Below are 14561 nucleotides of genomic sequence, written 5' to 3' on the forward strand. Positions count from 1 at the left end.
TGAACCTGCTGCGGGTCAGCGTCTTCGGCGAGCTCGAATTCTGGTTCACGCTCATCAAGATCGCCACCATCATCGCCCTGGGATCCGCGATCGGCACCGGACTGTTCTACGGTTCGGCCGAAACCATCCAGGCTGCCGGTCCCGCGGTCCTGCTGGCCTACATCGTCGCCGGTTGCGTGGTCTTCACGGTCATGCGTGCCCTGGGCGAACTGGCAGTCCGGCATCCGGTCGCCGGTTCCTTCGCCCAGTACGCGAACCGCTACATCCACCCGCGCGTCGGATTCCTCGCCGGCTGGACGTTCGCCTTCGAGATGATCGTCGTGGCGATCGCCGACATGACGGCCGTCGGCCAGTACATGGGCATGTGGTATCCGAACGCCCCGGGATGGATCTGGATGCTCGCTGCCATGCTGCTCATCGGCGGGTTGAACCTGCTGCGGGTCAGCGTCTTCGGCGAGCTCGAATTCTGGTTCACGCTCATCAAGATCGCCACCATCATCGCCATGATCGCCGGGGGCCTGTACCTCATCGTCTTCGGCGTCACCGTCGGCGGATACCACCCCGGCCTGCACAACCTCGTGGACCACGGCGGGTTCGCCCCCTTCGGCGTCTGGGGCATCGTGATGAGCCTGGGCATCGTCGTCTTCTCCTTCGGCGGCATCGAGACGCTGGGCATGACCGCAGGGGAGACCGGCGACCCCGCCACGGCTATCCCCAAGGCGGTCAACACGGTCCCGATGCGCATCCTGATCTTCTACGTGCTCTCCCTGGGCGTCATGCTGTGCATGTTCCCCTGGAGCGAGATCGGCTCCGAGGGCAGCCCGTTCGTGCAGGTCTTCGCCGGACTGGGCATCCCCGCCGCCGAGCACATCATCAACGCGGTGGTCCTCACCGCGGCCCTGTCGGCGATGAACTCCATCTTCTACGCGGCCACCCGCACCATGTACGGGCTCGCCGAGCAGGGGCAGGCACCGGCAGCCTTCGGGCGGGTCTCGCGCAACGGGATCCCGGTCTGGCCGGTCGGGGTCGTCGCCGCCTGCCTACTGGTCGGCCTGGGCCTGTACTTCTGGATCCCCGACCAGCTCTTCCTCATCGTCGCGTCCATCGCCACGTTCGCCACGGTGTTCACCTGGGGGGTCATCCTGCTGGCCCACCACCGGATGCGCCTGGAACTGCGCGCTGCCGGCCGGCAGCCGGGAAAATACGTCATGCCGTTCTGGCCGGTGCTGAGCTACCTGGGATTGGCGTTCATGGCGTTCATCGTCGTCATCCTCGGTTTCAGCACCTCCGGGAGGACCGCCCTGGTCGTCGGCGCGGTGTGGATTGTCCTGCTGCTCATCGCCTACCAGTTCGTCGGCGCCGACGGCCGGCGGAAGGTCGACCTGGAGACGGCCAACAGCACCTCCTGACGGCGGCGGGGGCAGGTGTGAGCGCCCCCACCCCGAGGATCAACCGAACGGTTGATGGACCGGATCCGGGATCACGGGATGGTGGATACAGGAGCCAAACGGCTCGTGTTGTCCCCCGAAAGAAGTCACCGTGTTCCTTGCCATTCGAGATATCCGCTTCGCCAAGGGCAGGTTTGCCCTCATGGGCGGCGTCGTCGCCCTGATCACCCTGCTGCTGGTCATGCTCTCCGGGCTGACCGCCGGCCTGGGCGACCAGTCGACCTCATCCATTTCCCAGCTGGGCGCCGTCCACGAGGACGGCACCACGAAGCCGGTGGACACCATCGCCTTCGGTGCGACCGGCACCGCGGACCCGAAGGAATCCTTCACCGAAAGCTCCATCACCGCCAGCCAGGTCAGCGACTGGTCCCGGCAGAACGGCGTCGCCCGCGCCGAGCCCCTGGGCATCAGCCAGACCCGCCTCCAGGCCGGGGACGCCGACCACGCGGTCGGCACCACCAATGTGGCGGTCTTCGGGGTCGACCCGGCCGGCCAGCTCGCCCCCGCCCCGGTGGACGGCAAGACAGTGGTCCTGAGCACGACGGCGGCAGAAGACCTCTCCGTCGACACCGGTGACACGGTGGCCCTGGGCGGAACCGAACTGACCGTCGGGAAGATCGTCTCCGACCAGTGGTACTCGCACACCAGCGTCGTCTGGACGGCACTTCCCACCTGGTCGAAGATCGCCCACCTCTCCGACCCGCACCAGATCGGCACCGTCGCGGCCATCACCTACCAGGACGGCGCCACGGTCGACGAGGCGGCAGCCAACCAGGCCGCCCACACCGTGAGCACCTCACGCACCGGGGCCTTCCAGGCCCTGGGCTCCTACAAGTCCGAGCACGGCTCCCTGCTGATGATGCAGGCGTTCCTGTATGGCATCTCGGCACTGGTCATCGTCGCCTTCCTCACCGTCTGGACCGTCCAGCGCACCCGCGACATCGCCGTGCTGAAGGCACTGGGCGGATCCGGGGGCTACATCCTGCGCGACGCCATCACCCAGGCGGCCATCGTCCTGCTCGTCGGAGCGGGGATCGGCGGGGCGGTCGGCATCCTCGGCGGGTTCTTCGCCGCGCAGGCGGCACCATTCCTGGTGAACCTGCAGACCACGCTGTTGCCGATCATCGGCATCGTCGTCCTGGGCCTGGCCGGATCCGCAGTAGCCGTCCGCCGCACCACCAAGGTCGATGCCCTGATCGCCCTCGGCGGGAACTAACCGCCCCGCCCGCTTCCCGCGGCGGCACGCCGCCTCCCCCACCCCCTGCCTTGCACGAAGGACACCCCATGACCACCACGTCCAATTCACCCCGCCCCGCCTCCACCCGCACCGGCTCGGCCCTGAGCCTGGTCAACGTCACCCTCGAATACCCGGATGGCGAGGGCATCGTCAAGGCCCTGGACGCCGTCGACCTCGCCGTGGAGCCCGGCCAGATGGTCTCCCTCGTCGGCCCGTCGGGTTCGGGCAAGTCCAGCCTGCTGGCCACCGCGGCCACGCTGGTGCGCCCCACCCACGGCGTGGTCCTGATCGACGGCGTCGACGCCACCGGGCTGGCCGACCACGACCTCACCACCCTGCGTCGCGAGAAGATCGGCATCATCTTCCAGCAGCCGAACCTGCTCGCCTCGCTGACAGCCACCGAGCAGCTGCTCATCGTGGACCACCTGCGCGGCAAGTCCCCCAAGGCAGCACGGGACAAGGCCGCCGGGCTCCTGGACCTGGTCGGACTCGGCTCCGACGCCTCCAAGCGGCCGCACCAGCTCTCCGGTGGCCAACGCCAGCGCGTGAACATCGCCCGCGCCCTGATGGGCGACCCCACGGTGCTGCTGGTCGACGAGCCCACAGCGGCCCTGGACCACGACCGCTCCGACTCGATCGTGAGGCTGCTGCGCCAGGTCACCGACGAGTTCCAGGTCGCGACTGTCATGGTCACCCACGACACCGAGTTCGTCCCGCTGACCGATGCCGTCGCCACCATGCGCGATGGCCACCTGACGGCACCGGTGCCGGCCAACTCCTGAGCCGCGGGCGCGGGCCGCCCGGGATGTGACGGGCATCCTCGGCGGTCCGCGCCGTGCCGTGGCACGATGGACGGGGAAATTCGTCCCGTTTCGAAGGAGACCCATGGCCCGCGGCATCTACGTCAGTGCGTCCACCCCGGCCAGCGGCAAATCGCTGGTCACCCTGGGCCTGGCCGACCTCCTGCACCGGCACGCGGACCGGATCGGGTTCTTCCGCCCCATCACCGATGGCCCCGAGGTGGACACCGATCCGGCAGCCACCCTCATCCGTGACCTCTTCAAACTGGACGACTCCCATGTCAGCGTGGCCATGACGCGTGCCCAGGCCCGCGAGCTGATCGTCGCCGGCAGGATCGACGAGATCCACTCCCGGTCGCTGGAGGCCTACAGCCGGATCGCCCGGGAGGTGGACGTGGTCATCGTCGAGGGCACCGACCTCTCCGACCATGACGCGGCCCTGGAATTCGGGCTGAACGCCCAGCTGGCCAACCACCTCGGCTGCCATGTCGTCGGCGTGGTCAACGCGGCAGGACACACGGTGAACGAGGCGGTCGACGCCGTCGACGTGGCCCGCAAGGGCTTCTACGAGGAGAACGTCTCCCTGCTGTCCATGATCGTCAACCGGGCCGACCCGGAACTGGCAGGGCAGATCCGCGACACCGTCCGCCCCGGTCTGCAGCACCGCAAGGTCTACGTGCTCCCGGAGATCGACGAGATCGTCAGGCCCACCGTCGGGGAGGTCAGTTCGGCCCTGGGAGCACAGCTGGTGGCCGGGGCACCGGAAATGGACCGCGACGTCCGGCACGTGCTGGTGGCCGCCATGAACGTGGGCTACCTGCTGGAGCGCTACCGCGACGACTCGCTGGTCATCGCCCCGGCGGACCGCTCCGACGTCATGGCCACCGCGGTCGCCACGTCCCGGACACCTGGCTTCCCCACCACCGCAGCCCTGCTGCTCACCGGTCCCCGGCCCATCGAGGACACCGTACTGCCCCTGCTGGCCGCCGCACCCTTCCCTGTCTTCACCGTCCCGGACGACACCTACTCCACGGCACACCGCGTCTGGGAGGTCTCCGGCACGCTGACCGCCGCGCAACCGCGCAAGACGGCGGCGGCCCTGGGCGCCTGGTACCGCGACGTCGACGAGGACGAACTGCTCGCCCGGCTCTCCCTGCCGGCACCGGCGACCATGACTCCGCTGCGCTTCCTGCACCAGCTCGTCGAACGGGCGCGGTCCTCCCGGCAGCGCATCGTGCTGCCGGAGGGCGAGGACCTGCGCATCCTGCGGGCCGCGGAGATCATCAACCGCCGCGGCATCTGCGACCTCATCCTGTTGGGCAACACCCACGAGGTCCGCGAACTGGCGGCCACCCACGGCATCGACCTGGGCTCCATCCCCATCACCGACCCGGCCCGCAGCGACCTGCTGGAAGGCTTCGCCGCCGAATATGCGAAGCTGCGCGCCCACAAGGGCGTCACGCTCGATGCAGCGCGCGAACGCATGCTCGACCGGTCCTATTTCGCGACGATGATGGTCCACCTGGGCCACGTCGACGGCATGGTCTCCGGCGCCGCCCACACCACGGCGAACACCATCCGCCCCTCGCTGGAGTTCATCAAGACCCGGCCCGGGGTCGCCGTCGTCTCCTCCGTGTTCCTCATGCTGATGGAGGACCGCGTGCTGGTCTACGGGGACTGCGCGGTGAACCCGGAACCCGATGCGGCCCAGCTTGCCGACATCGCAGTGGCCTCGGCCCAGACGGCCCGGCAGTTCGGCGTCGAACCCCGGGTGGCGATGCTCTCCTATTCGACAGGCACCTCCGGCTCCGGCGGCTCGGTCGACGATGTCCGCGCCGCCACCGACCTGGTGCGCGAGCGCGACCCGGAACTGGCAGTGGACGGCCCCATCCAGTACGACGCCGCGGTCGACGCCTCCATCGGAGCCTCCAAACTGCCGGGTTCCTCGGTCGCCGGGCAGGCGACGGTGTTCATCTTCCCGGACCTGAACACCGGCAACAACACCTACAAGGCCGTCCAGCAATCCGCCGGCGCGGTCGCCGTCGGGCCGGTGCTGCAGGGCCTGAACAAACCGGTCAACGACCTCTCCCGCGGCTGCACTGTCGATGACATCGTCAACACCGTCGCCATCACCGCCATCCAGGCCCAGGAAGACTAGCCACCAGAAGACCAGGAGTCCCCCGCATGCTCGTACTCGTCATCAACTCGGGTTCATCGTCGCTGAAGTACCAGGTCCGCGAAACCACCACCGAGGAGGTCCTGCTCTCCGGCCTGGTCGAACGGATCGGCGAGACCGAGGTCCCCGACCACGCGGCAGCGCTGGAAACTGTGGAAGGGCACCTGCACCGCGTCCTGGGCGACCGGGCGATCGAGGCGGTCGGCCACCGGGTCGTCCACGGCGGCGAGCGCTTCACCACCCCCGTGCTGATCACCCACGAGATCGTCCGCGCCATCGAGCGCCTCGCCCCGCTTGCGCCCCTGCACAACCCTGCCGCCGCCCTGGGCATCCGCGCCCTGCTGGAGAAGTGGCCCAAGCTCCCGCAGGTGGCCGTCTTCGACACCGCATTCCACCGCACCCTGCCCGAACATGCCTGGCGCTACGCGGTCCCGGATGACCTGTACAAGTTGCACGGCGTGCGCCGCTACGGGTTCCACGGCACCAGCCACGACTTCGTCACCGGGCGCGCCGCCGAGCTGCTGGGCATCGAGCGGGACCGCTTCCGCGCCGTCATCGCCCACCTGGGCAACGGCGCATCGGTCACCGCCATCCGCGACGGGCGCAGCATCGACACCTCCATGGGCTACACCCCGCTCGAGGGCCTGGTCATGGGCACCCGCTCCGGGGACCTGGACGCCTCGATCGTCACCCAGCTGGTGATCCGCGGCGAATACACGGCCGAGGAGATGGACCGCATCCTCAACAAGGACTCCGGGCTCAAGGGGCTCTCCGGCGACAATGACATGCGCTCGGTCGTCGAGGCCGCCGCGGAGGGGCACGACGGCGCCGAGCTGGCCTTGGAGGTCGCCTCCTACCGGTTGCAGAAGTACATCGGTGGCTACCACGTCGCCGTCGGCGGGGCCCAGGCCATCGTGTTCACCGCAGGCATCGGCGAGAACTCCTGGCCCTTCCGCCAGCGCGTGGTCGACGGGCTCGGGGCGCTGGGCGTCACGCTCGATCAGATGTCCAACGTGGAGCGCAGCCAGGAGGCGCGCATCATCTCCGGGCCGGATTCGGCGATCCCGGTCCTGGTGGTTCCCACCGACGAGGAGTCCGAAATCGCGCGGGCCACCGAGGATCTCGCCCTCGCGGGGTAGGGGCCGTGGCGGCGTGCCAACCACCCGCCGATAAGGCAGGATGGGACTATGACGCACGCCACATCCGAATTCACCGATTCCGCCGAACCCGCGGAGGGTGGTGGTCCCCTGTTGCAGATCACCGACCTGGCCATCGACTTCAGCACGTTGAACGGTCCGGTCAAGGCGGTCGAGGGTGCCAACCTCAGCCTGCACGCGGGCAAGACGCTGGCCATCGTGGGCGAATCCGGCTCCGGCAAATCCACCACCGCCATGGCCGCCATCGGCCTGCTGGCCGGCAATGGCAAGGTCGTCGGCGGCAGCATCACCTTTGACGGGCAGGACCTCGTCGGCCTGCCGGAAGCGAAGATGCGCTCCATCCGCGGCCGGCAGATCGGACTCGTCCCGCAGGATCCCATGTCCAACCTGAACCCGGTCACGAAGATCGGCCAACAGGTCGCCGAAACGCTGCTGGTCCACGGCATGGCCACCCGCAAGAACGTCGACGCCCGGGTTGTCGCCACCTTGGAAGCGGCAGGGATCCCCGATGCGAAGTCGCGCGCCAAACAGTATCCGCACGAGTTCTCCGGCGGCCTGCGCCAACGGGCCCTGATCGCCATCGGCCTGGCCTGCCGCCCCCGGCTGCTCATTGCCGACGAGCCGACCTCGGCATTGGATGTGACCGTCCAGCAGACCATCCTGGACCAGATCGAGCGGATGACCGCTGAACTGGGCACCTCGGTCCTGCTGATCACCCACGACCTGGGACTCGCGGCGGAACGCGCCTCCGACCTGGTCGTCATGCACCGCGGCAAGGTCGTCGAATCCGGTCCGGCACGCCAGCTCCTGGAGGATCCGCAGCACCCCTACACCCAGTCGCTGGTCAAGGCCGCCCCCTCGGTCGCGGTGGCACGCCTGAGCCCGGGCGCCTTTGCCGCCGACGCCACCGAGCGGGTCGCCAAGGCCACGGATGCAGCTCTCCAGCAGGACGCCCCGAAGAACATCGTGGAGATCCGCGAGTTGACCAAGGCCTACAAGCGCCGCGGAACCAAGGAGGACTTCTTTGCAGCCCGCGACGTCACCCTGGACATCCCCCGCGGCTCGACGGTGGCCATCGTCGGCGAATCGGGTTCGGGCAAAACGACGACGGCACGCATGCTGCTCAAGCTCATCGAACCGACCCGCGGCACCATGCTCTTCGACGGCAAGGACGTGGCCACACTGGACCGCGCTGACCTGCGTGACTTCCGCCAGCGCGTGCAGCCGGTCTTCCAGGACCCCTACTCGTCGCTGAACCCCATGTTCACCGTGGGACGGATCATCGAGGAACCGTTGACCACCTACAAGCGCGGCAACTCCGCAGAACGCAACGCCCGCGTCCACGAACTCATGGACCAGGTGTCGCTGCCCCATGCGATGCTGCGCCGCTACCCGGCCGAGCTCTCCGGCGGCCAACGCCAGCGCGTGGCCATCGCCCGGGCCCTGGCCCTGAAACCGGAACTGATCGTGTGCGACGAGCCGGTCTCCGCCCTGGACGTGCTGGTGCAGGCGCAGATCCTCGAACTGCTCGGCGACCTCCAGGCCGAACTGGGCCTGAGCTACCTGTTCATCTCCCACGACCTGGCAGTGGTCCGGCTGATCTCCGACTTCGTGTGCGTGATGAAGGACGGCGAACTCGTGGAGGCCGCCACCAGCGAGGAGATCTTCACGAATCCCCGCCACCCCTACACCCGCAAGCTGCTCGCCTCGATCCCCGGCAACGAGCTGGAAATCGATCCGGACGCCGCGTAGGGAGGCGAACACATGCCGTCCTGGCTGGACCACCCGCGGTCACCGGACGAGGGCGACGAGCCCGACGACGAGGCCCGCCCGCCGGGACAGGGCCCGCAGCACGGCGGGCCGGCCGCCGGCGAGGACCACTATGCCAACGGGTCCGCCGAATTCCACGGCGCCGGTGCGGTCCCCGAGGGCTTCGGTTTCCGCACCGGGATGCGCAGCGCGCGCACCGTGCTGGGATTCGCCTGGTTCGTCCTGGCCATGGCCACGCTGCTGTTGGGCATGGGCGCGATCATCTTCATCGGCCAGTCGGCCTGGATCCCCGTCGCGCTGCTTTGCCTGCTCGAGCTGGCGTTCATCGCCGTGTTCCTGGTCCTGGTGAGGCTGGCGCGCCAGCGCCGAAACCAGCCGGACTGAACCCGGCAGCTACCGGGACTTCGGATCCAGCGATTCGCGCAGGGACTCCCCCAGCAGGGTGAAGCCCAGCGCGGTGATGGCGATGCAGGCACCGGGCAGGAAGGCCAGCTGCGGGGCGATGCCCAGCTCGGCCTGCGCATAGGTGAGCATGCGTCCCCATTCGGCCGTCTGCGGCAACCCCCCGCCCAGGCCCAGGAAGGACAGCGCCGCAGCGTCGATCACCGCGGTGGCCAGGGTCAGTGTCGCCTGGACGATCACCGGTCCCACCGAGTTGGGCAGCAGGTGGCTCATGGTGATCGTGCGCCGGCTCAAGCCCAGGGTCTGGGCGGCCAGGATGTAGTCGGCCCCCTTCTGCTGGAGCATCGAGGAGCGCAGCAGGCGGGCGAAGATCGGCACGGCGGAAACACCGATGGCGATCATGACCGCGTATTGGCCTTGTCCCAGCACCGCGGCGATGGAGACTGCCAGCAGCAGGTTCGGCACCGAGAGCAGGATGTCCACGAAGCGCATGATCACGTTGTCGACCCAGCCGCCGAAACCGCCGGCCAGCAGGCCCAGCACCATGCCACCGACCAGCCCGAAGGCGGTGGACACGACGCCGATCACCAACGAGGCGCGCGCACCCCAGACCAGCTTGGAGAACACGTCCCCCCCGAAGCGGTCCAGGCCCAGCAGGTACTGCTCGAATTCGCCGGGCCCCGGAATGTGGGTGGGGATGATCTCCTTGCGCCCGGGCAGGTCGTTCCCGCCAAAGGGGGCGATCAGTGGCGCGAACGCCGCGACCAGCAGGAACACGGCGACGATGACCGCGCCGGCGATGGCCGCCGGGTTGCGGCGCAACCGGGTGAACGCGTCGCGCCAGACGCTGTTGCCGCGCCGGGTCGGGGCCGGCGGCGCACCGGCACCCGGGCCGGGTTCGGGGACGCCGGGGGCCCCGGCGATGTCGGATCCGCCACTTGGCGGCAGTGTCATGCTCATTGCACACGCACCCTCGGGTCGATGAGGCCGTAGGAAATGTCCACCAGCAGGTTGATCAGCGCGTAAAAGATCGCGATGAAGATGACGAACCCCTGGAGCACCGGATAGTCGAGCGTGAAGATGGCATCACGCAGGAACCTGCCGATGCCACTGAAGGCGAACACCGTTTCGGTGAGCACCGCCCCGGAGATCATCAGGCCCAGTTGCAAGCCGATCGTCGTGGTGACCGGCAGCATCGCATTGCGCAGGATGAACCGGTTGCGGATCAGCTTCTCGGTCAGCCCCTTGGCCTTGGCCGTGCGCACGTAGTCGGCATTCACGACCTCCAGCACCGAGGCACGGGTGATGCGCACGATGATGGCCAGCGGGATGGTGCCCAGCGCCAGGCCGGGCAGCACCAGGTGCATGAAGGCATCCCAGGCGGCATCCCACTCACGGGTCAGCAGCCCGTCCAGCACGTAGAAGTCGGTGATGTGGGTGGCGTTGATGCGCGGGTTCTGCCGGCCGTCCGTGGGGAACCACGGCAGCTGGATGGCGAAGATCCACTTGAGGATGAAGGCCAGGAAGAACACCGGGATGACGATGCCCAGCAGGGAGAGCACCACGGAGAAGTGGTCCTGCCACTTGCGCACGTGGCGGGCCGCCCAGTATCCCAGCGGGATGCCGACGCCGATGGCGAAGACCAGGGCCACAATGGTCAGCTCGACGGTGGCCGGGAAGCGGGTGGCGAATTCCTCGGTGACGGTGCGCCCGGTCTGCAGGCTCACCCCGAAGTCGCCGGAGAGCAGCTTGCCCATGTATTGCAGGTACTGCACGATGATGGGCTGGTCGAAGCCGTAGGCCTCGTTGATGCGGGCCACCGCCTCGGGGGTGGCCTTGTCGCCCAGCAGGGCGGTGGCGGGGCCGCCGGGCAGGCTGCGCACCCACACGAACAGCAGGATCGAAAGACCCAGGAGCGTCGGGATCAGCAGGGCGATCCGTTTGCCGATGACTCTGAGCACGGTGTCCTCTCGAGATCACGGGAGACGGTACGACGGCGGGGATCCCCCGCCGTCGTACCGTCACCTCGGTGGTTACTTGTTCAGCTTGATCTCGTTGAAGACCTCGTCGTTGACCGGGCTCGTCGGGTAGGAATCAACCCGCTCGTTGAAGGCCAGCGACGGCGCGGGGTGCGCCAGCGGGACGGCCGGGACGAAGTCGGCGATCTCCGCGTTGATGTCCTGGTAGAGCGGGGTCTGCTCCTTCAGGTCAGCGATGCCGCGGGCCTTGGCCAGGTCGGAGAACAGCTTCTCGTTGTCGAAACCGTACTCCGGCTTCTCGGAGCCGAAGAACACGCCGACGAAGTTGTCCGTGTCGTTGTAGTCGCCGGTCCAGCCCAGCAGGTGGATGCCGTGGTCGCTGCCGCCCTGGATGCGGTCCAGGTAGTCGGGGCTCCACTTGTTCGGCTGGGCGTCGACCTTGATGCCGACGTCCTTGAGCTGTGCCGAGAGGTTGGTGAAGATCTGCTCCGGGGTGGGCATGTACGGGCGGGATACGCCGGTCGGGTAGTTGAACTTCACGGTGAAGCCGTTGGGGTAGCCGGCTTCCTTGAGCAGCTGCTTGGCCTTCTCCGGGTTGTAGTCGTACTTCTCGACGTCCGGGTTGTAGCCGTTGACGCTCGGCGGGATGAACTCGATCGCCTTTTCCGTGCCGGTGGGCAGGGTCTGCTTGATGAGCGCGTCCTTGTCGATCGCGTAGGACAACGCCTGGCGGACCTTGAGGTTGGAGAGTTCCTTGACCTTCTGGTTGATGCCCAGGTAGAGGATGGTGAACGGCTGGCGGGCCACGACCTTGTAGCCGTCCTTCTCCAGGGCGTCGGTATCGGACGGCGAGACCAGGTCGTAGCCGTCGATGCTGCCGGCCTCCAGCGCCTGGCGGCGGGCCACCGGGTCGTCGATGACGCGGAAGATGATCTTGTCGATCTGTCCCTTGTCGCCCCAGTAGTCCTTGTTGTAGGACAGCTCGACGCTCTGGCCGGTCTCCCACTTGTCGAACTTGAACGGCCCGGTGCCGACCGGGTGCTTGGTCGCGTATTCGGAGAGCACGGGAGCCTCGGCGGTGCCGCCGACCTTGTCGGCGTCGTACTTCTCCAGCGCCGTCGGTGACTGCATGGCGAACGCCGGCAGGCTCAGGGCCGCGACGAACCCGGCAAACGGCTTGGCCAGGGTGATCTTGGCCTCCGAGGCGGAGACGGCGTCGCAGGACTTGTAGACGGCGTTCTTCGGCTTGTCGGCGAAGCCGCGGAAGAGGTTGCCGTAGTAGTAGGCAACGGTTTCGGACTGCTGGATGCCCTTGAAGTGGTACCAGCGCTCGAAGTTGGCGCAGACGGCCTCGGCGTTGAAGTCGGTGCCGTCGTGGAACTTCACGCCTTCCTTGAGCTTGAAGTCATAGCTGAGCCCGTCCTCGGACTGCTCCCACGATTCGGCGAGCAGTGGAGCCGGGTCCGCGGTACCGGGCTTCGTGCCGACCAGGCCCTCGAAGATCTGGCGGCTGACGCGGAAGGATTCCCCGTCGGAGGCAAAGGCCGGGTCCAGCGACTTCGGGTCCGAGGAGGCGGCGAAGATGAACGTGGAATTCACCGCCGAGTCCCCCGACCCTTCGGCACCGCCGTTGTTGCGCTGGCTCTCGGCACATCCGCTGAGCACCAGGGCCCCGATCGCGAACGAGGTGGTGATGGCTGCAAAGCGGCGGGACATTTTCCACCGTGGCGTGCCACTGGGTGTCATGGCTTCTCCTGAAGGTCGAGTGATCTCACCGGGGGGTCGCTTTCCCCTGCACCTCCGGGTCGGAGGCGCGGTGCATGAATGTGATCCTAGTCTCATTCGGTGCGGGATTCACGCAAGCCAGACCCCGTTTATGGCATTCCGGCCAACCGAAGCAGTGCTGCGGCCACCGCGCCCACGATCACGACCACCAGAAACGGGGCGCGCAACAGCAGGGCGATGCCCGCGGCGACGAGGGCGCCCACGCGGGCGTCGAGGACCAGCTGTTGCCCGCTGGCGAAGGTGTTGACCGCAGTCAGCGAGGCCAGCAGGCCGATGGTCAGGGCGGTGGCGACACGGCCCATGCGCGGTTTGTCCAGGATGCGCGCCGGCACCAGGTAGCCGGACAACTTGGAGAGGTAGGCGACCACGCACGCCAGCAGGACCCACCACCACAGGCTCATGCCGACGCCTCCCGGCCCTGGTGTCCAACCCAGCCCCACACCCCGGCCACGAGGGCCGCCACCAGGATCGGGACGCCCGGCGGCACGAACGGCACCACCAGCACGGTGGCCAGGGCGCAGACGACGGCGATGGCCACCGGTTCCCTCGACTTCAGCCGCGGCCACAACAGGGCCAGGAAGGCTGCCACGGCGGCGCCGTCCAGCCCCCAGGCCTTCGGGTCCCCCAGGGCGTCCCCGAGCAGGGCGCCGACCACGGTGAACACGTTCCAGAGGATGAAGATGCCCACTCCTGCCGTCCAGAATCCGCGCCGGGACTCGGCGAGGTCCGGCTGCACGATCGCCGTGGCCGTCGACTCGTCGATGGTCACGTGGGCGGCGGCTGCCTTGCGCCAGCCCCGGGGGCGGGCCATCGCGTTCATCTGCACCCCGTAGATGATGTTCCGCACGCCCAACAGGGTCGCGGCGCCGAAGGCCGCCGACCCGGCACCACCCCCGGCGATGACCCCGATGAAGGCGAACTGGGATCCGCCCGTGAACATGAGGGCGCTCAGTGCAACGGCCTGCCAGAACTCCAGCCCCGAGGAGACGGCCAGCGCGCCGAAGGAGATGCCGTACAGGCCGGTCGCCACCGCGATGGACAGGCCCGTCTTCACGGCAGGGGATTGGCTCAAACGCATGCCCCCGAGTCTAGCCAGCGGCCGGCTGGAGAGCCCGAGTGTGGCCTAAGCCCGGACGTGCAGATCCGCCAGCGTGTGCAGCACGGGACCGTCGGCCCTCCCCGACCGGTCCACCAGGACCGCCTGGAGTCCGGCGCGTTTCGCCCCCTCGATATCGGCCACCGGGTCATCCCCGACGTGCAGAACGTCCGCGGGGGCCACGCCCAGGGCCGCGCAGGGGACCAGGAAGGCCTCCCGGGCCGGCTTGGCATGCCCTGTCGCCTCGGAGGTGAACACCTGGTCCACCAGCTCCATGATCCCCAAGGCCTGCATTTTCCCAACCTGCTGATCCTGGGTTCCGTTGGTGACCACGGCGAGGGAAGTGCCCGACTTCCGCAGTCCCGCCAGCGTTTCGGCCACATCGGGGAAGGCGGCCCAGGCCCCACGGGCGGCCGCCAGGTACACGGAAAACCAATCGTCCAGCGCGTCCCGGCCCGGGGAGACGTCGAGGCCAGCCGCTTGGAGAAAGGAGAGCATCCGGGCACGGCGCTGCTCCTGGAAGGACAAAGTCCCCTCCAGATACCGATGGAAGTACCGGGCTTCAAGCTCGGCCCAGGTCCGCTGCAGACCGGCACCGCCCCGAAGGCCCAGGCCCTCCACGAGCGCCGTCACCCCGGCCCGCGCCGACGACTGGTGGTCAAAGAGGGTGTTGTCCAGATCAAAGAAGACGGCACGGGCCCGAAAGTCCAC

At 68.2% G+C, this 14561-nt stretch carries 13 protein-coding genes; 7 read left to right on the forward strand and 6 right to left on the reverse strand.

The window, feature by feature from the left end; translation table 11 throughout:
* Positions 1 to 53: 53 nt before the first annotated feature.
* The 7 genes from ACN0TP_RS17600 to ACN0TP_RS17630 all read left to right on the forward strand — a co-directional run bounded on the left by ACN0TP_RS17600 (position 54) and on the right by ACN0TP_RS17630 (position 8972).
* Positions 54 to 1409 carry an amino acid permease gene (locus ACN0TP_RS17600; RefSeq protein ID WP_417221196.1) on the forward strand — a complete coding sequence of 452 codons (1356 nt, stop codon included), beginning with the start codon at positions 54 to 56 and terminating at the stop codon, positions 1407 to 1409.
* Positions 1410 to 1539: 130 nt separating this feature from the next.
* Complete coding sequence (locus ACN0TP_RS17605; RefSeq protein WP_417221135.1) at positions 1540 to 2664, forward strand: ABC transporter permease; 1125 nt, start codon at positions 1540 to 1542, stop codon at positions 2662 to 2664.
* Positions 2665 to 2732: 68 nt separating this feature from the next.
* The gene (locus tag ACN0TP_RS17610; protein ID WP_417221138.1) at positions 2733 to 3467 is read left to right on the forward strand and encodes an ABC transporter ATP-binding protein; all 735 of its coding nucleotides are present in this window, start codon (positions 2733 to 2735) and stop codon (positions 3465 to 3467) included.
* Positions 3468 to 3570: 103 nt separating this feature from the next.
* Entirely contained in the window at positions 3571 to 5643 is a 2073-nt protein-coding gene (pta, locus tag ACN0TP_RS17615) for a phosphate acetyltransferase (protein ID WP_417221140.1), read from the forward strand.
* A gap of 26 nt (positions 5644 to 5669) precedes the next feature.
* Positions 5670 to 6800 carry an acetate kinase gene (locus tag ACN0TP_RS17620; RefSeq protein WP_417221142.1) on the forward strand — a complete coding sequence of 377 codons (1131 nt, stop codon included), beginning with the start codon at positions 5670 to 5672 and terminating at the stop codon, positions 6798 to 6800.
* A gap of 48 nt (positions 6801 to 6848) precedes the next feature.
* Positions 6849 to 8570, forward strand: a complete 1722-nt coding sequence (locus ACN0TP_RS17625; protein WP_417221143.1) for an ABC transporter ATP-binding protein — start codon at positions 6849 to 6851, stop codon at positions 8568 to 8570.
* 12 nt (positions 8571 to 8582) lie between these two features.
* Positions 8583 to 8972 carry a hypothetical protein gene (locus ACN0TP_RS17630; RefSeq protein WP_417221146.1) on the forward strand — a complete coding sequence of 130 codons (390 nt, stop codon included), beginning with the start codon at positions 8583 to 8585 and terminating at the stop codon, positions 8970 to 8972.
* A gap of 9 nt (positions 8973 to 8981) precedes the next feature.
* On the opposite strand, the gene ACN0TP_RS17635 is transcribed toward ACN0TP_RS17630, so the two are convergent.
* From ACN0TP_RS17635 to ACN0TP_RS17660, 6 genes are all read right to left on the reverse strand, one after another.
* On the reverse strand, positions 8982 to 9950 hold the full coding sequence (locus ACN0TP_RS17635) for an ABC transporter permease (protein ID WP_417221148.1): 969 nt from the start codon (positions 9948 to 9950) through the stop codon (positions 8982 to 8984).
* A complete protein-coding gene (locus tag ACN0TP_RS17640) occupies positions 9947 to 10951 on the reverse strand; it encodes an ABC transporter permease (RefSeq protein ID WP_417221150.1) in 1005 nt (334 codons plus the stop codon). Before ACN0TP_RS17640 ends, ACN0TP_RS17635 begins: the two co-directional genes overlap by 4 nt.
* A gap of 72 nt (positions 10952 to 11023) precedes the next feature.
* Positions 11024 to 12685: an ABC transporter substrate-binding protein gene (locus ACN0TP_RS17645; protein WP_417221197.1), complete on the reverse strand. Its 1662-nt coding sequence runs from the start codon at positions 12683 to 12685 to the stop codon at positions 11024 to 11026.
* Between the two features lie 158 nt (positions 12686 to 12843).
* Positions 12844 to 13155, reverse strand: coding sequence for an AzlD domain-containing protein (locus ACN0TP_RS17650; protein WP_417221152.1), 312 nt, complete (start codon positions 13153 to 13155; stop codon positions 12844 to 12846).
* A complete protein-coding gene (locus tag ACN0TP_RS17655) occupies positions 13152 to 13832 on the reverse strand; it encodes an AzlC family ABC transporter permease (protein ID WP_417221154.1) in 681 nt (226 codons plus the stop codon). Before ACN0TP_RS17655 ends, ACN0TP_RS17650 begins: the two co-directional genes overlap by 4 nt.
* A 45-nt stretch (positions 13833 to 13877) precedes the next feature.
* The gene (locus tag ACN0TP_RS17660) at positions 13878 to 14561 is read right to left on the reverse strand and encodes an HAD family hydrolase (RefSeq protein ID WP_417221156.1); all 684 of its coding nucleotides are present in this window, start codon (positions 14559 to 14561) and stop codon (positions 13878 to 13880) included.

The sequence above is a fragment of the Arthrobacter sp. genome, from assembly GCF_048266065.1.
Lineage (GTDB): Bacteria > Actinomycetota > Actinomycetes > Actinomycetales > Micrococcaceae > Arthrobacter_H.